The sequence below is a fragment of the Christensenella massiliensis genome (assembly GCF_040409835.1).
Lineage (GTDB): Bacteria > Bacillota > Clostridia > Christensenellales > Christensenellaceae > Christensenella > Christensenella massiliensis.
This window is the reverse complement of sequence record NZ_CP117826.1, coordinates 139,465-163,630: the sequence shown is the minus strand read 5'-3', so window position 1 is coordinate 163,630 and position 24,166 is coordinate 139,465. Positions and strand designations below refer to the sequence as shown.

Annotated in this window: 22 protein-coding genes; 5 read left to right on the top strand and 17 right to left on the bottom strand. The window is 49.7% G+C overall.

The window, feature by feature from the left end:
• Positions 1–158 precede the first annotated feature (158 nt).
• Together hemW and lepA are read right to left on the bottom strand one after the other, a co-directional pair.
• On the bottom strand, positions 159–1,289 hold the full coding sequence (gene hemW / locus PUP29_RS00825) for a radical SAM family heme chaperone HemW (protein WP_353423568.1): 1,131 nt from the start codon (positions 1,287–1,289) through the stop codon (positions 159–161).
• Positions 1,290–1,346: 57 nt separating this feature from the next.
• Positions 1,347–3,152, bottom strand: coding sequence for a translation elongation factor 4 (gene lepA, locus PUP29_RS00820; protein ID WP_079547690.1), 1,806 nt, complete (start codon positions 3,150–3,152; stop codon positions 1,347–1,349).
• A 143-nt stretch (positions 3,153–3,295) separates the two neighbouring features.
• Here lepA and PUP29_RS00815 point away from each other — a divergent pair, with 143 nt between their 5' ends.
• The 3 genes from PUP29_RS00815 to PUP29_RS00805 all read left to right on the top strand — a co-directional run bounded on the left by PUP29_RS00815 (position 3,296) and on the right by PUP29_RS00805 (position 6,021).
• Entirely contained in the window at positions 3,296–3,913 is a 618-nt protein-coding gene (locus PUP29_RS00815) for a lactate utilization protein (protein ID WP_079547691.1), read from the top strand.
• Between the two features lie 71 nt (positions 3,914–3,984).
• Positions 3,985–5,706, top strand: a complete 1,722-nt coding sequence (locus tag PUP29_RS00810) for a phospho-sugar mutase (RefSeq protein WP_079547692.1) — start codon at positions 3,985–3,987, stop codon at positions 5,704–5,706.
• Positions 5,707–5,718: 12 nt separating this feature from the next.
• Complete coding sequence (locus tag PUP29_RS00805; RefSeq protein ID WP_079547693.1) at positions 5,719–6,021, top strand: Dabb family protein; 303 nt, start codon at positions 5,719–5,721, stop codon at positions 6,019–6,021.
• A 52-nt stretch (positions 6,022–6,073) separates the two neighbouring features.
• Here PUP29_RS00805 and PUP29_RS00800 read toward each other — a convergent pair whose 3' ends face one another.
• The 15 genes from PUP29_RS00800 to PUP29_RS00730 form a co-directional block, all read right to left on the bottom strand.
• Positions 6,074–6,880 (bottom strand): class II aldolase/adducin family protein, encoded by an 807-nt coding sequence (locus PUP29_RS00800; RefSeq protein WP_079547694.1) that lies wholly within the window; start codon positions 6,878–6,880, stop codon positions 6,074–6,076.
• Positions 6,880–7,959, bottom strand: coding sequence for an S-methyl-5-thioribose-1-phosphate isomerase (mtnA, locus tag PUP29_RS00795; protein ID WP_353423566.1), 1,080 nt, complete (start codon positions 7,957–7,959; stop codon positions 6,880–6,882). Before mtnA ends, PUP29_RS00800 begins: the two co-directional genes overlap by 1 nt.
• A 13-nt stretch (positions 7,960–7,972) precedes the next feature.
• Positions 7,973–8,551: a EutN/CcmL family microcompartment protein gene (locus tag PUP29_RS00790; protein ID WP_353423565.1), complete on the bottom strand. Its 579-nt coding sequence runs from the start codon at positions 8,549–8,551 to the stop codon at positions 7,973–7,975.
• A 161-nt stretch (positions 8,552–8,712) separates the two neighbouring features.
• Positions 8,713–10,440 carry an ATP-binding protein gene (locus PUP29_RS00785; RefSeq protein ID WP_079547697.1) on the bottom strand — a complete coding sequence of 576 codons (1,728 nt, stop codon included), beginning with the start codon at positions 10,438–10,440 and terminating at the stop codon, positions 8,713–8,715.
• 3 nt (positions 10,441–10,443) lie between these two features.
• On the bottom strand, positions 10,444–11,121 hold the full coding sequence (locus PUP29_RS00780; RefSeq protein ID WP_079547698.1) for a response regulator transcription factor: 678 nt from the start codon (positions 11,119–11,121) through the stop codon (positions 10,444–10,446).
• 58 nt (positions 11,122–11,179) lie between these two features.
• Positions 11,180–11,836 carry a phosphate signaling complex protein PhoU gene (phoU, locus tag PUP29_RS00775; protein WP_079547699.1) on the bottom strand — a complete coding sequence of 219 codons (657 nt, stop codon included), beginning with the start codon at positions 11,834–11,836 and terminating at the stop codon, positions 11,180–11,182.
• A 14-nt stretch (positions 11,837–11,850) separates the two neighbouring features.
• On the bottom strand, positions 11,851–12,606 hold the full coding sequence (gene pstB / locus PUP29_RS00770; protein WP_353423564.1) for a phosphate ABC transporter ATP-binding protein PstB: 756 nt from the start codon (positions 12,604–12,606) through the stop codon (positions 11,851–11,853).
• Positions 12,607–12,622: 16 nt separating this feature from the next.
• On the bottom strand, positions 12,623–13,510 hold the full coding sequence (gene pstA / locus PUP29_RS00765) for a phosphate ABC transporter permease PstA (RefSeq protein WP_079547701.1): 888 nt from the start codon (positions 13,508–13,510) through the stop codon (positions 12,623–12,625).
• On the bottom strand, positions 13,500–14,435 hold the full coding sequence (gene pstC / locus PUP29_RS00760; protein WP_079547702.1) for a phosphate ABC transporter permease subunit PstC: 936 nt from the start codon (positions 14,433–14,435) through the stop codon (positions 13,500–13,502). Before pstC ends, pstA begins: the two co-directional genes overlap by 11 nt.
• A 96-nt stretch (positions 14,436–14,531) precedes the next feature.
• On the bottom strand, positions 14,532–15,422 hold the full coding sequence (locus PUP29_RS00755) for a phosphate ABC transporter substrate-binding protein (protein WP_353423562.1): 891 nt from the start codon (positions 15,420–15,422) through the stop codon (positions 14,532–14,534).
• Between the two features lie 236 nt (positions 15,423–15,658).
• Positions 15,659–16,135 carry a peptidylprolyl isomerase gene (locus PUP29_RS00750; protein ID WP_079547704.1) on the bottom strand — a complete coding sequence of 159 codons (477 nt, stop codon included), beginning with the start codon at positions 16,133–16,135 and terminating at the stop codon, positions 15,659–15,661.
• A gap of 118 nt (positions 16,136–16,253) precedes the next feature.
• Positions 16,254–17,423 (bottom strand): [FeFe] hydrogenase H-cluster maturation GTPase HydF, encoded by a 1,170-nt coding sequence (gene hydF / locus PUP29_RS00745; protein ID WP_353424036.1) that lies wholly within the window; start codon positions 17,421–17,423, stop codon positions 16,254–16,256.
• Positions 17,424–17,466: 43 nt separating this feature from the next.
• On the bottom strand, positions 17,467–18,858 hold the full coding sequence (hydG, locus tag PUP29_RS00740; RefSeq protein WP_079547899.1) for a [FeFe] hydrogenase H-cluster radical SAM maturase HydG: 1,392 nt from the start codon (positions 18,856–18,858) through the stop codon (positions 17,467–17,469).
• A 21-nt stretch (positions 18,859–18,879) separates the two neighbouring features.
• Complete coding sequence (gene hydE / locus PUP29_RS00735; RefSeq protein WP_079547706.1) at positions 18,880–19,875, bottom strand: [FeFe] hydrogenase H-cluster radical SAM maturase HydE; 996 nt, start codon at positions 19,873–19,875, stop codon at positions 18,880–18,882.
• 182 nt (positions 19,876–20,057) lie between these two features.
• Complete coding sequence (locus PUP29_RS00730) at positions 20,058–21,314, bottom strand: hypothetical protein (RefSeq protein WP_079547707.1); 1,257 nt, start codon at positions 21,312–21,314, stop codon at positions 20,058–20,060.
• 150 nt (positions 21,315–21,464) lie between these two features.
• Between PUP29_RS00730 and PUP29_RS00725 the strand changes: the two genes are divergently transcribed.
• Positions 21,465–22,757, top strand: coding sequence for a sn-glycerol-1-phosphate dehydrogenase (locus tag PUP29_RS00725; RefSeq protein ID WP_353423561.1), 1,293 nt, complete (start codon positions 21,465–21,467; stop codon positions 22,755–22,757).
• A gap of 142 nt (positions 22,758–22,899) precedes the next feature.
• Complete coding sequence (locus tag PUP29_RS00720; protein WP_079547709.1) at positions 22,900–24,096, top strand: coenzyme F420-0:L-glutamate ligase; 1,197 nt, start codon at positions 22,900–22,902, stop codon at positions 24,094–24,096.
• Positions 24,097–24,166 lie beyond the last annotated feature (70 nt).

Here is a 24,166-nt window from a genome sequence, read left to right as displayed (position 1 = left end):
CGTTTTGTTAGCACTCTATTCAGTTGAGTGCTAACCCTTGATATAAAGATACCACCGCTCCGGGTGGTTGTCAATATGGTTTGTTAAAATAATAGCCGTACAAAATGAATATTCTGTGAACTTCCGTTATCCGTTTATTCCATGCATGTCATAGAGGTTTACAGGTTTTCGGTCAGTAAGGACACGAGTTGGTTCTGCAGATCGAAGCCGCGCCGGGTAGGCCGCATGCCCCGGTCGTCCATTTCTACAAGTCCATAGAAAACTGCCCGCCGTATCTCCTCTGGGAATTCTTCCCGGAAATCTTTTGTGAATCTGCTCTTGTAATCAAAAAAAGTAAAACCATCCTTCAAACGCAGTTTTAGCATGATATATTCCAATTTCCGTTCCTTTTCCGGCAAAAATTCCGAGGCTGCATACCGCAGAACGCCTCCCGACAGGTTTTTAATATATTCCTCTATATCCTCCGTATTTGCAAAGCGCATCGAATCGATACACGAATGTGCGGCGGCTCCAAGCCCCAAATAATCCCTCACATTCCAATATTTCAGATTATGCCGGCAGGAAAAGCCCTCCCGTGCAAAATTGGATATTTCATAGTTGGTATAATCGTTTTCTGCCATCGCCTCCTGCGCCGCATGATACATGGCAAGGTCTGTTTCTTCGTTGGCAGGATGCAGCTTTCCTTCCTGTACCTCCCTGTACAGCGGAGTTCCCTCCTCTATTTTCAGCGCATAAGCTGAGATATGCTCCGGCCTCTTTTCCAGAACAAAATCCAGCGTCTCCTGCCAGTCCTCCAGACTCTGCCCGGGAAGCGCATAGATCATATCGATATTGATATTTTCAAACCCTGCTTCACGCGCAAGGCCGTACGCCCTTTCAAATCCTTCTTTCGTATGCTGCCTGCCAAGCATCGCAAGAAGCCTGTCCTGCGCCGCCTGCAGTCCGATGCTGAGTCGATTGATTCCTGCTGCACGGTAGGCTGCAAGCTTCGGGCGGTCAAGCGTGCACGGGTTCGCTTCCAGAGTGATTTCCGCATCTGCGCTGACATCGAACGCCTGCCGCAGCGCTTCCAGCAATCCTGTGATATATCGCGCCTCCGGCAGCGACGGCGTACCACCGCCGAAGAAGACAGAATCCACTTTCCGGCTATACATTTTTCCTGTTGCTGCGATTTCGTTTTTCACAGCAGAAAAATACTGATCGATAAGCTCTCCGTGTTCGACGGATACAAAATCGCAGTAATTGCATTTTTTGATACAGAATGGAATGTGCAGATAGATCCCCAGCATAACGCTCTCCATTTGAAGCGGGGCGCCCGCCGCCGGACGCCCCGCCCTATTTTTCTCTTATTTATCCATTTTCAGTACGCTCATAAAGGCTTCCGACGGAACTTCGACACTGCCTACCTGCCTCATGCGCTTTTTCCCCTCTTTTTGCTTTTCAAGCAACTTTTTCTTCCGGGTGATATCTCCGCCATAACACTTCGCAAGCACATCTTTGCGCAGTGCTTTTACCGTCTCCCTTGCGATGATCTTTCCGCCGATCGCCGCTTGTATCGGTATTTCGAACATCTGGCGGGGAATGACTTCCTTGAGCTTTTCGGCAATAGACCTTCCCCGTCCATAAGCGCGGTCTCTGTGCACAATGATGGATAGGGCGTCGCACATCTCTCCGTTCAGCAGGATATCGAGCTTCACAAGATCGCTCTTTTCATATCCGCTGACCTCATAATCCATAGAGGCATATCCTCTTGTTCTTGATTTCAGATTATCGAAAAAGTCGTATATGATCTCATTGAGCGGTATCTCGTAATGCAGCAGCACACGGGTCGATTCAATATATTCCATATTCTTGAACGTTCCTCTTTTTTCCTGACAAAGCTCCATAACTGCGCCTACGTAGGTATCGGGTGTCATCACACTGACCTTGGCGATCGGTTCCTCCATATATTCAATGGTAGACGGATCCGGAAGATTCGTAGGATTATCTATTTCCAATTCTTCTCCGCTCATCATGCGCACCCGGTAGGAAACGCTCGGAGCCGTCGTTACAAGATCAAGATCAAATTCCCGTTCTAACCGTTCCTGTATGATCTCCATGTGCAGCAGGCCGAGAAAGCCGCACCGAAATCCAAATCCAAGCGCTGCGGAAACCTCCGGATCGTAGAGCAGAGATGCATCATTGAGCTGCAGTTTTTCGAGCGCATCCCGCAGGTCATCATATTTGGCCCCATCTGCCGGATAAATACCGCAGTATACCATTGGGGTGATCTTTTTATATCCCGGAAGCGCCTCTGCCGCCGGCTCCCGGTCATTTGTGACCGTATCTCCCACGCGCGTATCCGCAACATTTTTGATGCTTGCCGCGATATATCCGACGTCTCCTGCTTTCAGCTCTTTCGTCGGTACAAACTCCGGCGAAAAAGCGCCGACCTCCGTCGTATCAAAGACCTTGCCCGATGCCATGAAGCGTATCTTCGTTCCCTCGGAAACCCGCCCGTCGATCAGCCGCACATAGCTGATCGCGCCCTTATAGTTATCATAATAGGAATCAAATACAAGCGCTTTCAACGGCCTGTTCTCATCTCCCGACGGAGCCGGGAGCTTATCCACGATCGCATCCAGCACCTGCTGCACATTTTCTCCGCTTTTCGCACTGATGCGCGGCGCATCGGAAGCGTCCAGTCCTAATACATCCTCGATCTCTTTTGCGATCTCATCCGGACGTGCGCTCGGCAGGTCTACTTTATTGATGACCGGAATAATTTCAAGGTCGTTAGCCATCGCGAGATAAACGTTGGCAAGCGTCTGCGCTTCAATTCCCTGACTTGCGTCCACCACAAGGACAGCGCCCTCACACGCCGCGAGCGACCGGGAGACCTCATAGGTGAAGTCCACATGCCCGGGCGTATCTATCAGATTCAGCTCATATTCCTCGCCGTTCCGCTCATAGATCATGCGCACCGCCTGCGACTTGATCGTAATGCCGCGTTCCCGCTCAAGGTCCATCGTATCCAGAAGCTGATCCTTGATGTCCCGCTGCGATACTGTTCCTGTCATCTCGATCAGCCGGTCTGCAAGCGTTGATTTTCCATGGTCTATATGTGCGATGATACAAAAATTCCGTATATTTTTCTGATAGTCGTTTTTCATGTGTGCTCCTCGTATTGTTCTCCTCTCTATGATACGCAAAGCGCATTCAAAAATCAATAAAATAATCGGTAGCCCGCCGCGCTCTTGTGGTATATAATAAAGAATAAAGATTCCTTATTTCTGCGAAGAGGGAGAGCATTTTTATGAACGAATATCAGGATCTGATCGACCTGCTGAACAGCAAGCGGTTCCATGCCGAATTTTTTGAAGATGCAAGTTCTGCAAAAAAACGCGTAATAGAGCTTATCGCCGATGCTGCGTCCGTCGGGATCGGCGGAAGCCAGACCATTATGGACACCGGACTTTTTGACGATATCGTTTCTACCGGAAAAACGGTTTATTCCGCAGTTCTTGAGCAGCAGAAGGAAAAGCCCGATAAAATGGCCGCATGGAAAAACGCTATGAGCGCGGACGTCTATCTTACATCCACCAACGCCCTTACCCGCGGCGGCGATCTCATCAATATCGATGGAAACGGCAACCGGGTGGCAGCCATGTTTTTCGGGCCGGATACCGTGATCGTATTATGCGGCGTCAACAAGATCGCAGGCAGTCCGCACGACGCGATTGACCGGATCAAAAAGACGGCCTGTCCGCAGAATGCGCGGAGACTGAATCTCCCTACACCATGTGCCGTTGAGGGCGTATGCCGTGATTGCAGCCTGCCTGAACGCATGTGTAATGTGACTGTGCGGCTTCAATATCCGCCGCGCGGAAAAGAAATCTATATTCTGCTCGTCAACGAAGCCTTAGGCTTTTAAACAACGCAGTACCTTATAAAATACGCGTCCCGTAAATATTCGGGCCGCATCAAGCACGAGGAGGCACTCTCATGACTTACCGGGAAACCTATGAAATTTGGAAAAATGCCCTAAAGGATACGGAATATGCGTCCGATCTGGACCGTATTGCAGATGACGAAGACCTGCTTCAGGATTCTTTTTATAAAGAAATGGAATTCGGCACCGCCGGGATGCGCGGCATCATCGGCATGGGCACAAACCGCATGAATGTATTTACGGTAAAGCGCGCTACCCAAGCGCTTGCCAACAATATCCTTGCACACGGCGATCCTGTTGCCGGCGTTGCCGTCGCCTACGACACGCGTAAAAACAGCGACCTGTTTGCGCGCGAAACGGCAGGCGTTTTGTGTGCGAACGGTATCAATGTGTTTATGTATGACACGCCGCACAGCGTTCCCCAGCTTTCCTTTACGATCCTTGAGCTGAAAACGACGTCGGGGGTTGTCATCACAGCAAGCCATAATCCGCCCGAATATAACGGCTATAAAGTATATGGCAAGGACGGCGGACAGTGTCCCGTTGCGGATTCCGACCGCATCACGGAATACATTTCCCAAATAGACGACATGTTCCACATTGAATCCATGCCTCTTGATGAAGCAGAACGGAACGGGCTCTTGACCTATATCGGCCATGAGCTTGATGAGATCTATTTCAGCAAGGTAGAAGCGCTTTGTATCCACCCTGAGATCATGAAGCAGCAGGCGGATAAGCTGAATATTGTATACACGCCCCTCCACGGTACCGGAAACGTTCCCGTACGCCGCGTTCTCAAAGATCTCGGTATTCGCCGGCTGCACGTCGTTCCCGAGCAGGAACACCCCGATCCGGCATTTCCGACCGTCAAGGCGCCTAATCCGGAGGAAAGGCAAAGCTTCGATCTCGCAGTAGAGTTAGCAAACCGCGAAAACGCCAACCTGATCCTTGCGACGGATCCGGACAGCGACCGCCTCGGCGTTGCGGTCCGTAATCCTGCGCATGAGTTCGTCATTTTGACCGGCAATCAAATCGGCTGCCTGCTTATGGATTATGTGCTGTCCCAAAAGCAAAGCACCTTTGTGGGCGACGAATTTGTTGTAAAATCGATCGTCACCAGCGATATGGTCGATGTGATCGCCGGCCATTACGGTGTGGAGCTTCGCAGCGTATTCACCGGCTTTAAATTCATTGCAGAGCAGATCAAGCTGTCTGAACAGACCGGAAAAGGAAAATTCATCTTTGGTTTCGAAGAAAGCTATGGCTATTTGCAGGGAGCGTTTGTGCGTGATAAAGACGCGGTACAGGCGGCGATGATGATCGCCGAAGCCGCCTGTTGGTATCATTCCATGGGCCGGACTCTTTATGACGTCCTCGTCGGCCTGTATGAAAAGTACGGTTGGTTTGAAGACCTTGTCCTCTCGAAAACGCTCTATGGAAAGGAAGGGATCGAAAAGATCCAGAATGCCGTGCGCACTTTGCGTGAGAGCTATCCCGGCCATATCGGCGCCTTCAAAGTGCTTGCGGTCCGCGATTATCTGAAGCAGGAGCGGCTCGATATGCTGACCGGAAAGACGGAGCCGATCGATATGGAGCGCTCCAACGTCCTCTACTTTGAACTTGAAGGCGGACGCTTCATTATTCGTCCTTCCGGTACGGAACCTAAATTGAAATCTTATCTTTCCGCCTCCGCTGCCGAAAAAACAGAAGCAGACTCGAAGCTTGCGCAGTTAAAAACTGCGGCGTCAGCGCTGATCGATCAACTTACAAAATAAAGGAGAAAGAATATGGAAGCTGCAATCAGACATATGGTAGTATTTAATCTGAAATATGATAAGGACGATCCCCGCGCAAAGGATTTTATTGCTACTGCCAAAAAAGTTTTCGCGGGTATCCCTTTTGCGCAGAATGTCATGCAATGCTGGGAGGTAAGCCCTAAAAATGGTTATACCTATGGCTTTTCTTTTGATTTCATGAAACCTGAGGATTACGAAAGCTACAATAATCATCCGGAGCACTGTAAATTTGTGGAGGAACGGTGGAATACCGAAGTAACGGATTTCATGGAGATCGACTTTAAGGAGATATAAAAATAAAAGGCAGCCAGTCCTTTTGCAGGGCTGACTGCCTTTTGATTCTGCACTATTCCATCTGTTTCAGCTTTTCTACAACTCTCCGTGCAATTCGCTCAGTCAATTCATCAAGCGCAGTAAAATACGTCTCCACCGTTCCTGACTGCGGCATAAAGTCAGTATCGTTCGTTTCCCTTGCGCTGCACAGCGGCTCCCCTCCACAGCGGTTCCCCATATTTTCCCGCGTCTTTAGAAGCGGCTCTATTTGTTTCTCGCTTAAATAATTGGCTTTCCCCAGAATATTTTCCGCATACATCGTTATCATAGCATAGTATTCTACAGACTCCAACCGATAGAACGCCTGCAAAAGGTCTTTCCCCCATGTGAGCGCCCCATGGTTCGAAAGCAGCACCGCATTATGCGTCGTACAAAAGGGTGCAATAGAATCCGGCACTTCCACTGTTCCGGGTGTCGCATATTTTGCTACCGGTACGCTTCCGAGAAGCACGATCGGCTCAGTGAGCAGCGGCCTATCAAGCGGCAGTCCTGCGATCGCAAATGCTGTCGCTGCCGGAGGGTGCGCATGCGTCACCGCCATGATTTCCGGATTTTCCCGATAGGCGCGAATATGCATTTTTACTTCCGAAGACGGAGCGTAGGCCCCCTGCTTCAGGACTTCCCCGTCAAGCGTCATCTCCACCAGCATATCCGCATCCATAAATCCCTTGGATACGCCTGTCGGAGTAGTCAATATCACATTGTCTGCGATCTTACAGCTGATATTTCCATCATTAGCGGCAACAAAACCTTTTTGATACATTCGCCTGCCAATGTCAAGTATCTGTTCTTTTGCTTTCTCTGCTGATAAATATGCCATTATCGTTCCGCCTTTGCTTTTTGTTCAAAAATCTCTTTCAGCGAAACATCATACGGTGGATAGGCCACGCCATATTCCGTGATGATCGCTGTGATGAATTCGGCGTCCGTAACGTCAAAGCTGGGATTATAAACCTTCACGCCCTCCGGAGCCATACGTTTTTCGTACCACATTTCCGTCACTTCTTCCGCCGGACGCAGCTCAATATGAATATCCGCTCCCGTTTTGCAGGCCATATCGATCGTCGAGGTGGGCGCGCATACATAAAACGGAATGTGAAAATGCTTAGCCGCAAGCGCTACGTATGATGTGCCAATTTTATTTGCCGCATCTCCATTGGCAGCGACACGGTCACAGCCCACAAAAACAGCGTCTACCCACCCCTGCTTCATAACGGACGGCGCCATATTATCGCAGATCAGCGTCGTATCGATACCGGCCTCCTGCAATTCAAAAGCGGTCAGCCGTGCACCCTGAAGCAGCGGGCGCGTTTCATCGCAAAATACATGAAATCCATATCCACGTTCCTGCCCAAGATACATCGGCGCCGTTGCCGTTCCATATTTAGACGTGGCAAGCTGCCCGGCATTGCAATGGGTAAGAAGCCCCATGCCCGGCTTTAACAGCTTCAGCCCGTTTTCCCCAATCGAACAGCACACACGGATATCCTCCGCTTTGATCTCATTTGCCTCCCGAAGCAGCAGACTTTTGATCTCCGGCACCGTCTTTTCCCGGTTTTCACGCACTACACTGTCCATACGCCGGAGCGCCCACGACAGATTGACCGCCGTCGGGCGCGCAGAGTCGAGATAATCCCGCGCCTCCTCAAACCGCTTATAGAAATCGTCAAATGTGTCCTCATCTATCTCTTTGGCCGCTAAATAAATCCCAAATGCTGCCGCTACTCCGATCGCCGGGGCTCCGCGGACTTTCAGCAGATAGATTGCATCCCAAATGCTCTTCTGATCTTTAAGGCGCAGTATTTCCCTGCGTCCTGGAAGCTGCGTCTGGTCGATAATCAAAAGGGCGCTGTCCTGATCGTCGAGCGCCACCGTCTCCATATCAAATATCGTTGCCATGATTTCTCCTGAACTATTTTTTTCTTTCACTTCTATAACCTACGCGTGAATATCCTGTTTTTTTCTGCTTCGTTCCTTCTGCTGTCTCTGTTTTCTGCGCCGATGCATCCACCGGCTCAAAATCTGTCGTCAAGTACTTTGCATATTCCTCATAGGGAACGGCGTTGGTATTTTGTTTGGCCGCCTCATCGGCTGACAATCGGTCCAGCTCCTGATGAAGCGCCTTGAATTCAGCCGTAAGGCTCGATACTGGGTCAAATTCCTCCAAAGAGTCCTGCGGCGGAACGGGCTCCGGTTCTTCTATTATGTGCTCAACGGTTTGCCCGAACCTTTCTTCACCATTCCATATCAGACTTTCCGGGATTGCAACGACCATATTGATCGCAGTGTCGCCCTGCTGGAATGTGCATACTGCCGCACATACGACAAGCTGCCCCTCCTGCGCCCCCAGCTTATCCGCCACTAAAAACGGCTTCCCGGCTTCCTGCATAGTCTCCATATCGACCGGAACCGCGACAAGAAGCTCCGCTCCATATAGCTCATCGGATTTCGTGATGCTCTTTGCATTTCCAATAATTTTGGCTAACTGCATTCCGCACGCCTCCCATTCGCTAAAATGTTTTCTTCCGCTTTTCATATTAATCGTTGCCGCCGCTAATGTCAACCGCAGGGAAACGTTGTGTCCTTTTTTCCTGCCATACATAAAAAGGCAGACGCATTTTTTGCGTCTGCCTTTTTACACCAAACTGTTTTCTATTCTTTTTTCATGCGCACGGTAAACCGGCTTCCCTCTCCCTCACGGCTTTCCACCGTAAGCTCTCCTTCATATAAAGCGGCGATATGTTTCACAATCGCAAGGCCAAGGCCCGTGCCGTTCACCGTTGCTCCGCCTGAATTTTTCGCCCGGTAAAAGCGCTCGAAAATACGGTTGATCTCATTTTCCGGTATTCCGATCCCCGTATCCTGCACTTCTATTGCAGCATAACCATCTTTTTCCGAAAGACCGATAACGATCTTGCCATGGTCTTTATTATACTTTACGGCATTATCGCATAAATTCATCACCAACTCGCGGATACGGTTCCGATTTGCTTTCATCTCCGCATTTCCAGTCACCTGTACGTCAAGATGGCGCTCTGCGATCTTGTCTTCCATCAGACGCAGAACTTCTTCCGTAGTTTCCCGGATATCTACCTCTTCTATCGGTTCCTCTATACTGATCTGCTCCAGTTCAGACAGCATGAGCGTATCGTTGATAAGACCCATCAGGCGGTCTGACTCTTCCGATATCCGCTTGGCATAAGCTTTGACACTTTCCGCATCTGCTGCCATTCCATTGGCTACAAGCTGTGCAAATCCATTGATAGAGGTCAGCGGCGTTTTCAGCTCATGCGAGACATTTGCTGCAAAATCACGGCGTACACGTTCGGAAAGCTCGATATCCGTTACGTCGCTGATCAATACGAGCATGGCATAGCCGCCCTTTCCGTCCAAAAATGCCGGTTCATCCGCAATGCTGGTATAAAAACGATAGGTACGCCCCGTTTCTTCGCTGTGCATCTCAAACTGCATGTTCTTTTTCTTCTTCAGTGACCGTTCCAGCTTCGATACGACATCCGGCCTGCGCACGTAGTGCAGAATATTTTCGTTTGCCGCTTCCCCGGTTATGCCAAATATTTTTTTCGCTGCCGTATTGATGAGCAGCACATCCTCCTTGCCGTCCATGATCATAAGCCCCTCGTTCAGGCTGTCAATAATAAGCGCGGTTTTGCGGCTTTCCAGCTTCACTTTTTCAATATACCGGTTCAGACGTTCAGACAGGCGGGAAAATGCTTGCGTCATATCGTCGAATTCCGGATAAGGACTTTCGATACTGAGCGTCTTTTGCTTCCCTTCGATATACCCTTGAATAGAATCACGAAGCTGCCCGAACGGTCTCAAGGTATTGCTCACGATTTTTCCCGAAAGGAATATCGCCAAGATCACAAGCCCGATAAATACGATGATAATTACCGGCAGAGTTTGGTTTACGACAGCCGTTACATTGTCAAGCGGCATAGAATTTCGGACAATAAGCCCATCCGGCAGCTGTTTAGCCACATAAATCATATCTTTTCCGGTCGTTTCCGAATACCGGACCGCCGTTCCGAAGCCTCCGGCAAGCGCCTGCCGTACTTCCGGCCTTTCCAGATGATTCTCCGCTTCCTCCGAATCCGTCTGCGTATCCGCCAGCACTTCTCCATCTTTTCCGATCATTGTGATACGGTTATTCTGGCCAAATGCCTTTTGATATTCGTCTGCGAGCGCTTGATAATCCGTCCGCTCCCCGATAGAAAGCTCCAGCGCATTGATATTTCCTTTCAATACTGCAATCACATCGTTCGTGTATGTTCCTTTAAAACTTGCCATAGAGACCAATACCGCTACTGCAAGCGCCACGATCAACAGGCAGGTGGTCAATTGTACTATTTTCTTTTTCACGCCTTATACCTCGAAACGATAGCCGACGCCGCGGACCGTTTTGATATATTCACCGCAGCTGCCTATCTTTTGTCGTAATGTTTTGATGTGCATATCAACCGTACGCGTTTCGATGTCCGTATCGATACCCCATATCTCGCCAAGAAGCATATCCCGCGTCAATACGATCCCCGGATTGCGCATGAAATAGCGCAGCATCTCAAACTCCTTGTATGTAAGCTCTGTCTTTTTCCCGCTTACATAAAGCGTATGAGCGGAAACATCCATACGCAGTGCGCCCCGTTCGATGGCCTGCTGCGGGCGCGCCGTCTTTTTCGAACGGCGGATCACGGCGTTTACCCGTGCGATCAGCTCCAATACTCCGAATGGCTTTGTAATATAATCGTCCGCACCAAGATTGAGGCCGGATACTTTATCTACTTCTGTTGTACGTGCCGTCAGAAAAATAACCGGAACATCAAAATCCCCCTGTGAGGATAATCTTCTGAACACTTCAAATCCGTCGATCCCGGGCAGCATGATATCGAGCAGCACCGCGTCCGGCACGTTCATCTCTTCATACCGCGCAAGGAGATCTTCTCCGCGTTCAAATGCGTCCACCTCAAATCCTGCCGATTTCAAAGTACATATAATAAGCTCCCGTACCGAAGCATCGTCTTCCACTACCGCAATATAAGCCACTCACTCCACCTCACACCGCATATCGTTGTTATGCACATATTATACCATAATGCAGCCGTCAAATAATACGGCTGTCCTTATGTACTCCTGTCTCCGAAAAAATTGCCCAGTCCGCAATATTTTCCGCATGGTCACCGATACGCTCCAAATACTTTGCGATCATCAGGAAATCCACGATCTGATCGATCTTTTCCTTATCTTCTATCGCAACGTTCAAAAGCTCGTTCTTTACGACGTCGTACAGGCGGTCCACCTCATTGTCCATTTCTTTTACTTCTTCCGCAAGTCCTACGTCACGATGCACATAGGAGTCTACCGCCATGTGGACCATCTGCGCTGTTGTACGTCCCATTTTCGGAATATGCTGCGGCTTCTCTATCAGCAGATTCTTACAAACAGAAAGCGTAATCTCTGAAATATCTGCGGCCTGATCGCAAATGCGTTCAATGTCTGTTATCATTTTCAGTGCCGTCGATATCATTCTTAAGTCTTTTGCGACCGGCTGCTGCTTCATAATCAGCTTCATCGACCTGCTTTCGATCTGCCGCGCCATTGCGTCCACAAGGTCGTCGTCCTCAATGATCTCTTTTGCGCCCTCCGCATCGCAGTTTTCGATCACCTTCACAACTTTCGTGATCGTCTGTTCCGCCCGGGCGCCCATGCGAATCAAATCCAAATTCAGGTCTTCCAACTCTACATCAAATCTATTTCTCATCCTTCTCTCCTTTCTCAGCCGAAGCGCCCGGTAATATAGTCTTCCGTCCGCTTATCCTGCGGCATACTGAACAGGTCTTCCGTTTTTCCAAACTCCACCATTTCGCCGAGCAGGAAAAATGCCGTCCGGTCTGAAATACGGACTGCCTGCTGCATATTGTGCGTCACGATAACGACTGTATATTGTTTCTTCAGCTCGCTCATCAGGTCTTCGATCTTTGTCGTCGAGATCGGGTCGAGGGCAGAAGTTGGCTCATCCATCAGGATCACCTCCGGCGATACCGCAATGGCACGCGCAATACACAGCCTCTGCTGCTGTCCGCCCGAAAGGCCAAGCGCACTCTTCTTCAGCCTGTCCCGCACTTCATCCCAAAGCGCCGCCCCTTTCAGACTGTTTTCTACGATCTCATCAAGATCACTGCGGTTTTTGATCCCATGGATCCGCGGTCCATACGCAATATTGTCATAGATGCTCATCGGAAACGGATTCGGTTTCTGGAATACCATGCCTACCTTTTTTCTAAGGATCGTCACATCTACCTTAGGATCATATATATTCTCGCCGTCAAGCTTGATCTCCCCTGTGATCTTTACGCCCTCGACGAGATCGTTCATGCGGTTAAGCGTCTTTAAATAGGTAGACTTTCCGCAGCCCGACGGGCCGATCAGAGCCGTTATTTTCCCCGCCTCAATATCGATATTGACATCTTTCAAGGCGTGGTTCTGCCCATAATATAAATCAAGATTCCTTGTCGTAATTTTTATATCCAAGGTTTTTCCCCTTTCGTTATTTATTTTTATTGCTGAACCGCTTGCTTAAGTAGTTCGTCAACAGATTGATGATCAATACGATAATGACCAGAACGGCCGCTATCCCGAAAGCAGGTTCGTTCTGTCCTTTTGCAGCATATGTATAGAGCTGAACAGTGAGTGTCGCTCCCGATTCCATTGCATGGCCAAAAAAGTTCGTCGGCATATTCGTTCCGATCCCTGAGGTGAAGAGCAATGCCGCCGATTCGCCTACGATCCGTCCGATCGCGAGGATCACGGCAGTAATGATACCCGGGAGCGCGCCGGGCAGTATGATCGTCCGTATCATATGCCATTTGGTAGTCCCAATCCCGAGCGCACCTTCGCGGTATTCATTCGGAACTGTTTTGAGCGCCTCCTGTGTCGTGCGGACGATGATCGGCAATATCATCAGCACCAGCGTCAGCGCGCCGGCCAATATGGAATAACCAAGCTGCAGGGTGACGCCGAAGAACAGCGCTCCGAAAAGTCCATACAGGACCGACGGTATACCCGCCAGCGTTTCAGTCGTAAATTCGATAACTTTTACGATCTTTCCGCGCTTTGCATACTCGTTCAGGAAAATTGCTGCTCCTACGCCGATCGGCGTAGCGATCAGCAGCGTGATCCCGATCATGTAAAGCGTATTGATGATACTCGGCAGGATACCCACCGTTTTATTAAGTGCCGACGGTTCTGTTGAAAGGAACTCCCATGTTACGTTCGGCAATCCCCGCACCATGATATAGATCAATAAATAAAACAGGATCACGACCGTAAGGATCGCGCACGCGTAGATAGCAAACTTTTGCGCCGAATCTTTGGGCCGGTGCTTTTTCTTCATCAGGCTGATGTCGTTGGAAAGCTTATCTATACTACTTTTCATTCGCTGCAGCCTCCTTCTTCAATACCGTATTAAGTACAATATTAATGATCATAATGAAAATAAAGAGTACGAGGCCGATGCTGAAAAGCGCTTCACGATGAAGCCCGGAAGCATAGCTCATTTCCGAAACGATTCCCGTGGTAAGGAAACGCACACTATTAAAGAGCGCCGGCATATTCGCTACGTTTCCCGATACCAGAATGATTGCCATCGCTTCGCCGATCGCCCTGCCTATCCCGAGCACGACACCTGTGATGATGCCCGATTTTGCCGCCGGTATCTGCACCTTGAAAATCGTCTGCATTTTAGTTGCTCCCATCGCAAGCGACGCTTCCTTATATTCATTCGGCACGGCCTTTAGGGAAGTGATGCTGATATTGACTACGGTAGGCAGAATCATAATAGTCAGAACAATGATACCGGAAAGCATATTTGCCCCGCCTGTGAACGTATGGCTTGGATCGTTTGCATACAAAAGCGCTTCCAGCTTTGATATCTGCGGAACGAGAATGATCATTCCGAGCAGTCCATATACGACCGACGGGATTCCCGCTAAAAGCTCGATTGCCGGTTTTACGATCCCCGCTAATCTTTTATGCGCTACCTCCGAAACAAACACTGCCGCCATCAGCGCGATCGGAACACCTACGAGGATCGTAAGTCCAGTTCCCACCAATGATGTCAAAATCATGGGAAGTATCCCAAATTTAGGGTCGGCTGCCGTAGGCGCCCATTCTGTTCCGAACAGGAAATCTTTCAAGCCGATCGTAAACATCGCGGGCGCCCCGGAATAGATCATATAGATCGTAATGACCAGTACTGCAACGATCGCAAATACGCCGCATACGATGAATATCCCTTTCATCGTTTTCTCAAGAGCCGTCTTGCTTTTCCTGCCGCCTATGATCGTCATATTGGCATTCATATATTCTCTCCTTCGGTTGATCGTTGTAAAATCCTCCTACTATGAAAGAGACGCGGATCTTTATCTCCGCGCCTCTGTTCACTTTCAGAGGTAATATTATGAAATCGTGATCAGGGAATTGTCGGCAACGATCGCCTGTCCCTCTTCACCCATTGCGAAGTCGAGGAATGCCTGCACCTCCGGACGCAGCTCCTCACCTTTCTTGGTCGCCATGATGAACGGTCTTGAAAGCGCATAGTCTCCCGCTTTGATCGCCTCTTCCGTTGGTTCTGCCCCGTCTACTTTCAACGCCGTTACCGTATCGTCGAGTGCCTCAAGAGACACATATCCGATCGCACCCGGCGTAGAGGATACCGCTGTCTTTACGGCACCTGTTTCATTCAGCTCCTGTGCATATTTGCACTGGTCCTCGATCGCCAGAAGCTCTTCGAACGCCCCCCGCGTTCCCGAAGATGCTTCCCGTCCAATCACTACGATCGGCTGGTCTTCGCCGCCGAGCTCACTCCAATTGGTGATCTCGCCTGTATATACTTTTACCAGATCTTCCGATGTGATCTCGCTCACCGTGTTGCTCGGATGCACGATCACTGCGATCCCGTCGATCGCGATCGTATGTCCGTCGAGCACTGCCGCTTCCTCTTCTTTCATTTCGCGGGAAGCGTTTCCGATGTCCGATTTTCCGGATTCCGCATCCTGAAGCCCTACCGACGAACCGCCAAGCTGTACGTCTATCGTAACGTCAGGATTTTCTGCCATAAAAGCCTCTTTCAGAGCGTTTGCGATCTGTTCCATCGAAGTGGAGCCAGACATCGAGACCGTTCCGGAAAGCGCCTCTCCGGAGCTTTCCGCAGATGCGCTCGTTTCCGTGCTCGCTTCTGCGCTCTCGCTGGGAGCTGCGGAGGACTCCTCCGCCGGAGCCGACGCGCATCCAACGGCTGCAAATACCATGCAGACTATCAGTGCTGTGATCGTAACAAATTTCTTCATGTTCATTCTCCTTTGTTTCAATTATTCAAAATTTTTACGATGAGCACATTATAAAACCTCATTGTAAAATCAAGCGCGCATTTTTGTAAAATCCGTGTAAAATCCAGCCGGCCATTTCCTTTTAAAATAAAATTGGCTTTATATCGCCTTTTTTAGTGCAAAAAAATACCGCAGCAAACTGCTGCGGTATTTTACTGCCGTTCCGGATCCGTTTAGAACCAACCTATATATGCTGCTCAGTCCTCTTCAAGCGTAACCGTTTCCATCACGATATCCACGACTGGCCGGTCGGAAAAATCGGTTTTCATGGAGGCGATCTCATCAACAACCTCCATGCCTTCCACCACTTTTCCAAACGCAGCATACTGTCCGTCAAGATGCGGAGCATCCGCATGCATAATAAAGAACTGCGAGCCTGCGGAATTCGGGTCCATGCTGCGCGCCATAGAGATCACGCCGCGCTTATGCTTCAGCGGGTTATCGTATCCGTTAGAAGAAAACTCCCCTTCAATACTATACCCGGGACCGCCGGTTCCCGTTCCTTTCGGGCACCCGCCTTGGATCATGAAGCCTTTGATGACGCGATGAAACGTCAGACCGTCATAGAAGCCTTCCTTTACAAGCTTTTTAAAATTTTCTACCGTTTTTGGAGCAGCCTTCTCGTCGAGCTTAACCTTTATGGTGCCGCCGCCCTTCATTTTGATAATAACCATTATCTGACTCTTCCTCCCGGTATACGGGCCGTATCACCGGCCGCTTTTTTGTATAGTATACTTGATTTCATCTTTTTTGTAAACAGTACCTGCCCCGCAGCGGTCATTCATCTTCCATTCAATAGACAACGCGGGAGAGCATACCGTTTAGAAATGCGATCGCTACGCCGAAATTCGTAATGGGCACTCCCGCGCTTTTGGCATGCTCTATTTTAGAGAGCATATTGCTGCGGTTTATCATGCAGCCGCCGCAATGTATGATGAGCCGGTAATCCTCTATGTCCTCCGGAAAACCATGTCCTGCTGTATTTTCGATCACAAGACCGCCTCCTGCATATCGGTTCAGCCATCCGGGCAGTTTTTCCCGTGCGATGTCGCCTTTCATGGCATGATGCGTACACGATTCCGCAATCAATACTTTATCCCCGGACTTCAAATCAGCAATTGCCCGCGCTCCTCTTACAAACTCGTCGATATCCCCCTTGTTCTTTGCCATCAGCATCGAAAAGGAGGTCAGCGGTATCGTCTTGTCGAGATGCTCATTCACATATTGAAACACCTGAGAATCTGTGATCACAAGACGAGGCGGGGTCTTTAGCTCTCCCAGCATCGGGACCATATCTTCTGTTTTGACGGAAACGATACGGCAGCCTTTATCCAAAAGATCGCGCATTACCTGTACCTGCGGCAGGATCAACCGTCCTTTTGGCGCTTGGATGTCCTGCGGCATGATAAGCATCACAGTATCGCCTTTTCCGGCGAGCTTGCCTATGATACTGCACTCTTCTTGCCCCGGCGCATTTTCTATAAGCTTTTTCTTTAATTCTTCAATTCCCCGTCCGTCCTTTGCCCGAATGGTCACCACATTTTCACCGGAAAGTACGGCAGTTCCTTCCGGCGTTTCTTCAAAAACATTACAGGCAATAATGACAGGGATATTTTTCTCACGAAAACGCCCGATATACTCCTGCTCCCGCGCAAGTTCCTTATCTGTACTGCGAATTACAATAACCGCGATATCCGTCTTGTCGACCACTTCTTCCGTTTTTTTGATGCGTGCTTTTCCAAGCGCACTCGTATCGTCGAGCCCAGCGGTGTCGATAAAGACCACCGGCCCGATCGGCAATAGCTCCATCGCCTTATAGACCGGATCTGTCGTCGTACCGGCCACATCCGAGACAAGAGCAATCTCCTGACCGGTGATCGCATTGATCGTGCTGGATTTCCCCGCGTTTGTCTTTCCAAAAAACGCGATATGAAGCCGGTTTGCTCTCGGTGTCTCGTTCAAATTCGACATCAAATCACTCCTTCCGTTTTCCCGTCCTGTGCTGTCAGAAGCGGAAATCCCGTTCTCCGTTCTCGATCTTGGCAAGATATTCTTTCGCCTTTTCCCGCACTGTGTCGTTCGGTATCTCCTCTAACTGCCGGGCAATGAGCTTGTTTGCCATTGATTTAAATTCATCGTCGCCATAGTCCACTGCATACTCTTTTAAGGTAAGAAGCGCATTCGGCTGACAAATATTGCTGATCTGTCCGGTTTTTGCGAGCCGCATAAACCGGTCTCCCGTCCTCCCCTGACGGTAGCAGGCCGTGCAGAAGCTGGGGATATATCCGTCTTTGATCAGCTCTTTCGTCATCTCGATCGGCGTCCGGTGATCCTCGATCTCAAACTGCGGCTGCTGCGTTTTGATCGTATAGCCTCCCACTCCCGTAGCGCTCCCCGCGCTTACCTGAGAGATGCCAAGCTCGATCACGCTGTCGCGGTATGCGCCGCCCTCGCGCGTCGAAAGTATCATACCCGTATACGGAACCGTCATGCGCATGATCGCAACGATCTTTTTGTAGTCGTCATCCGATACGGCATGCTTATAATCTGTTTTCTTCACATCTCCTGCATCGCGGATACGCAGCATAGAAATAGTATGCGGTCCTACACCGAACACCGCTTCCAAATGCTCCGCATGCATGATCTGTCCTACAAGGTCAAAATGCCAGTCATAGAGGCCATACAGCACACCGAGCCCTACATCGTCTATTCCTGCCTCCATCGCGCGGTCGTGCGCAGTAGTATGATACTCATAATTGCTTTTCGGCCCTTTGGGATGCTGCTGCTCATAGGTCGGCTTATGATAAGTCTCCTGAAACAGGATATAAGTTCCGATCCCTGCCTCTTTGAGCCGCTTATAGTTCTCCACTGTCGTCGCCGCAATATTGACGTTCACACGGCGTATCGCACCATTATCAAAATGGATGGAATAGATGGTCTTGATGCTTTCCAGTACATAGTCGAGCGGACAGTTTTTCGGATCTTCCCCCGTTTCAAGCGCCAAACGTTTATGGCCCATCTTCTCGAGCGCCTTGACCTCCTGTACGATCTCTTCCTGCGTGAGCTTTTTTCTCTCCATGCAGGAAGAATGATGATAGCCGCAGTAGCGGCATTCGTTGACGCAGTAATCCGAGAGATAAAGCGGAGCGAACATTACGATACGGTTTCCATAGATATGCTTCTTGATCTGCTTTGCCGCAGCGAACATTTGTCCGATCAGCTCCTTATCCTCTACATAGCTCAAAACTCCTGCTTCCTCATGTGTCAGTCCGCCAAAACCGCTTGCTTTGTGGATAATGCGTTCCACCTCTTTTTTATCCTTTGCCCGTTCCTTTGCTGCTGCGAGCGCCCGCTCGATCTCAGCATTATCCATAAATTCAGCGGCTGTTTTTCCCATTACGTTATACATACTTTCCCCCTATTCTGCGGATAATCCAAGCTCCGCAAGTCCTTTCCTCAGTGTTTCATATTGTTCTTCAAGCGGCACCTCCCGCGCATCTCTGCCCGGATAAATGTCGTAAAGCTCCCGGTATGCAAAAGGCGTCGCCTTTTGCATGATTACGTCCGCGCCACAAAACAAAGCATTTTTCATGCCTCCCTTGACGTTTAAGGCCGTTGTGGAAGGCAAATGACAAGCCGGTAATAAAAGCCGCGCGAGCGCCAGCACCTTCAGCGTCTTATGGGGGTCTCCGTCCCGCGCCCCGGCGAGCTCCGTATCCGGATGAACGATGAATGGACCGATCCCCGCCATTTGGACTTTCTCGCGCACGAGTGTCAGCAAATCATCCGCAAGCGTCTCGTCTGTTTGTCCGGGCAGACCCACCATAAATCCGCCGCCCAGCTCAAATCCGAGCCCCCGAAGTCTCCGCTGTGCGTCAAGCCGGGTTTCAAGCGGAACCCCATGCAGCGCCTCATAAAGTACAGCGTTTGCCGTTTCATGCTTCAGCAAAAAACGATCTGCGCCTGCCTCCCGCATCATCCGGTATTCCTCCAAGGTGCGTTCGCCAATCGATAACGTGACTGCGCAATTTGCCTGCTTCTTGATACGCCGCACAATATCCGCAAGCATATCCGCAGTATAGAAGCGGTCCTCCCCGCTTTGCAGGATCACAGTACGATAAGTTTGGGCTGCATGAACAGCGGCATCCACCAAATCATCCGGCAGCATACGGTAACGCTTTATGCGCGTCATCCGTGCATTGATGCCGCAGTAAGCGCAGGTACATCGACAGTGATTGGAGAACTCTATAATTCCACGAATAAATACTTTGTTCCCAAACTCTCTCGTTTTTACACAGTCGGCCACATGAAACAACTCTTCGTTAACAGTCTCGTCTTTCAGTAGTGCAACGAGAGTCTCCCGGTCCGGCTCCCGTAAATCAAGCGTATGATCTCCCAGTACATAAATCGCCATACTCTCTCCTGTTCTCTGCTAATCAAAATAAGCTGTCTTCCCAAACGAAAAGACAGCTTATAAAATATCGCTATTTTAAACGCCGTCCTCTCACTCAGATCTCTCCTTGTGGTCAGAAGCAAAATTCGATCTCTACTATTTATAAACAACTAAAAGCAAAAATATACACTTTTATTTTTTCGTCACCGTGACAGCCCCGCTATTGCACACCCCTTCAGCACCGCCAACTCAACGCTGATCACGTCTGCCTTGATCCCAATAGAATCCAGATAGGTAAGCAACACGGTGAGCGCTTCTTTTTTCAGGCCATACATTTTTTCATAGGTCGTTCCTTCGATCGTCATGCACACACGGTCGTTTTCTTTCGCGGCTTTTACTGCCACTGCAGCCATCTGCAGGGCAAGGAGCCTGCCCGCCCGAATCACGATATTGAGCAGGATCTCCCTTGCGGCTGCCATGTCATCCTCTGCTTGAAAATAGTCTCCTAAAACGCCTGCGCCGTCCGTCAGAAAGTCATTGACGTCGATGGTATCGATCGTCTTATCCGGCGCGAAGCCGTTTTGAAATACGCCTTCACGCGCCGCTGTCCGCAGCGTATGATCGCATAGGCCGCCAAGATAGCCGCCGCTTGTCATTTTCTCAAATACGCCGATGCCCGGATTCTGCATGCTGTTGTCATAGGCAATATCGATATCGCTGCGCGGAACCTTATCGTAGCTTCCCGCTTCGGTGTTGATCACCATAACTCCGTCGCCGCCCATACCAAGCTTGGGTATATTTCTCACATATTCGATATAACAGCTATTGCTTCCTGTTCCGAGGATCGTTCCCGTAAAGGAACCGTATCCGTCGTTCAGCCGTTCGGCTTTTCCTGCGAGCGCAGTCGCCACGGAATCGTTTATAACGATAATATTGCATCCCGGCGCTCCCTTTTTAGCAAGAGACGCGCAGACCTCTTTCCCGAGCTGCTTTCCTCCCGCATTCCTGACTTTGACCTCTTTTGTGATTTCTATGATCTCGCAGTCGATATTGGGCAGAATTTTTGCACGGTATGCAAACGAGATCACGATATCCTTCGTGATTCCGGTAAACGGCAAAATATAATCCGCAAGAATATCAAAAAACTCCTGCGCCTCCAGTTCCCGTTCAACGCCCGGCATCAGATAGCGGCTGACCTTTTCCGTATGAAAAGTTCCATCCTCCGAAAATTTTGCTGCGGCTATGCGCAGATTCGTTCCGCCCGCATCGACACAAATGACGCTTTTTTCTCTTTGTACTTCGCTTTTCAGCGTAATATAGGAGGGAACCATTAAAAGCGAGCTTTTCGCACCGCATAATCCCTTTTTCATTTCATCGATATAGGTGTCCATTTCCGCTTTCACATCGATAGACGTGTATTCCATTTTATGTTTCCGAATAAATTCTTGTGCTGTCAGCATGAAATTCCCCTTTGCTACCGTTATATAGATCCTCTTACCTATTATACCGGAAAATCCCTTTTTTGCAATGCCGTTTGACGAATGATTCTTCCTGCCGTAAAATAAAATAAAGAATATTTTCGTTTTATATATTCAGGAGGATACGATTTTATGTTCGAAGACATTTTAGACGTTGCAGCCTGCGCCTGCGGAAAGAACCATACGCTCCAAACGCGCGAATATATCGTAGAAAAAGATGCGCTGCACAAGCTTCCCGCGCTGCTCGAAAAATCGTTCCCGGGCCTCAGCCCCCTTGCGGTGTTCGACCATAATACCTATAAAGCGGCATGGTCTAAGCTGAGCGCTTCGCTCCCCGGGGTTCCGGCGCTTATTTTGGACGGCGAGGAGATCCATCCGGATGAAGAGCAGCTCGGCCGCGTCACAAAGGAACTGAAAGAGGGAAAGTACGGCATTCTCCTCGCGGTCGGCTCCGGCGTGATTTGCGATATCGTCCGGTATGTCGCTTTTAAGCAGGACGTTCCGTTTATTGCGGTGCCTACCGCGGCCAGCGTGGACGGATTTGTATCTGATTCCGCTGCGCTTACACTGAACGGCGCTAAGATCACGCTTCCTGCCAAAGCGCCTAATGCGGTAGTCGCCGATCTTGCAATCATTGCCGCTGCTCCGAAAAAAATGACTGCCTCCGGCGTAGGAGATATGCTCAGTAAATATATCAGTATCGCAGATTGGAAAATCGGCCATCTGATCACCGGAGAGTATTTTTGTCCTTTTGTTTCTGATCTCACACTTGAGGCAGTGGATATGATCGTCCAGAATATCGAAAAGATCAACGCAGGCGATATCGAAAGCTTCGGCATTCTGATGAAGGGACTCCTGCTTTCAGGCGTTGCTATGCAGATGGTCGGGATCACACGCCCTGCGTCCAGCTTCGAACATCATGTCTCGCACTATCTCGAGATCGTTCCGGTTCCGGGAGTAGACCACAGTGCGCTTCACGGTGAAAAGGTAGGGATCGCGACGATTCAGGCTGCAAAATATTATCCCGTTTTTGCCCGTCGTCTAAAACGTATTTACGAGGAAAATATTCCAAACCGTTTCGATATCGAACGGGTCAAGGCCTATTATGCTCCTTATTCCGACGGGATCGTCGCTGCCGTTGAGAAGGAAAACACTCCTACGGTCACTTCCCGTCTTGATCCTGCTCTGCTCAGGCAAAACTATGCGGAGGTGATCAAAATCGCCGATGCGGTCCCCAGCCCGGAAAAGCTGACGGAGGTACTTAATACAGTCGGCGGCTATACGACTTTCCGCGATATCAATATGACGGACGAACAATTCAAGGAAACCATGAAAATCTGCTGTTATATCCGGAACCGCTTTACGATGCTGCGGCTTATGTGTGATTTCGAACTGTTCGATTTCGACCGCGAGCTCGAGGTCTGAGCCTATAAAAAAAGAGCAGTATCAGGTCTGCTCTTTTTTGTTTTCCTCCGTCTGAAATATTGTATGGAGGCGCCCGCTCTGTTATAATAGACAGGCATTTTGATGTCACAGCATGAATAAATCTATTTCGAGGTATAAATTTATGTCTAGATGTGTTGGAACAGTTTCACGTGGGATCAGGACTCCTATCATACGCGAGGGCGACGACCTTGCCTCTATCGTTGTTTCGAGCGTGCTTGAGGCTTCGAAAGAAGACGGCTTTACTTTGAATGACCGCGATGTGATCGCCGTTACGGAAGCAGTCGTAGCCCGTGCACAGGGTAATTACGCTTCTGTCGACGATATCGCGGGCGATATCCGTTCTAAATTCGGAGACGATACGGTCGGCGTTATTTTCCCTATATTATCCCGCAATCGTTTTGCGGTCTGCCTGCGCGGGATCGCCCGCGGAGCGAAAAAGATCGTCCTCATGCTCTCCTATCCGTCCGACGAGGTAGGCAATCATTTGGTATCTTTAGATCAGGTGGAGGAAAGAGGCGTCAATCCGTGGAGCGACGTGCTCACGCTTGAGCGCTACCGTGAGCTTTTCGGTGTGAATCTCCATCCTTTCACAGGGGTAGATTATGTGGAATATTACGAGGGGCTTATCCATGAGGAAGGCGCTGATGTAGAAATTATTTTTGCAAACGACCCATGCGCGATCCTGCCCTATACCGATCATATATTATGCTGCGATATCCATACGCGCGAACGCTCTAAGCGCAAACTCATTGATGCAGGTGCAAAGACCGTTTATACGCTTGACGATATCATGTCCCGCCCTATCAACGGAAGCGGTTTTAATGCCGAATATGGCATTTTGGGCTCCAACAAGTCCACAGAGGACAAGGTGAAGCTTTTTCCTCAGCCGCAGGCCTGCGAAGAATTTGTGGCGGCAGTGCAGCGCATGATCTTGGAAAAGACCGGCAAAACGGTAGAGGCTATGGTCTACGGTGACGGCGCTTTTAAAGATCCTGTCGGCAAAATCTGGGAGCTTGCCGATCCGGTCGTGTCTCCCGCGCATACCGCCGGGCTCATAGGTACGCCCAACGAGCTAAAGCTGAAATATCTCGCAGATAATCAATTTGCCGAACTGGAGGGTGAAGAGCTTCAGGCCGCGATTCGCCAGTCTATCAAAGCAAAGGACGGAGACCTCAAGGGCTCCATGGCATCGCAGGGCACGACGCCCCGCCGTCTGACCGACCTGATCGGTTCACTGTGCGATCTGACTTCCGGAAGCGGTGATAAGGGAACTCCCGTTGTTCTCGTGCAGGGATACTTTGATAATTATGCAGATTGATATAAGAGCCGATAAAAGCCGCTGCTGAAGCAGCGGCTTTTATTTTAGAATATTCCCCCACATTTTGCAG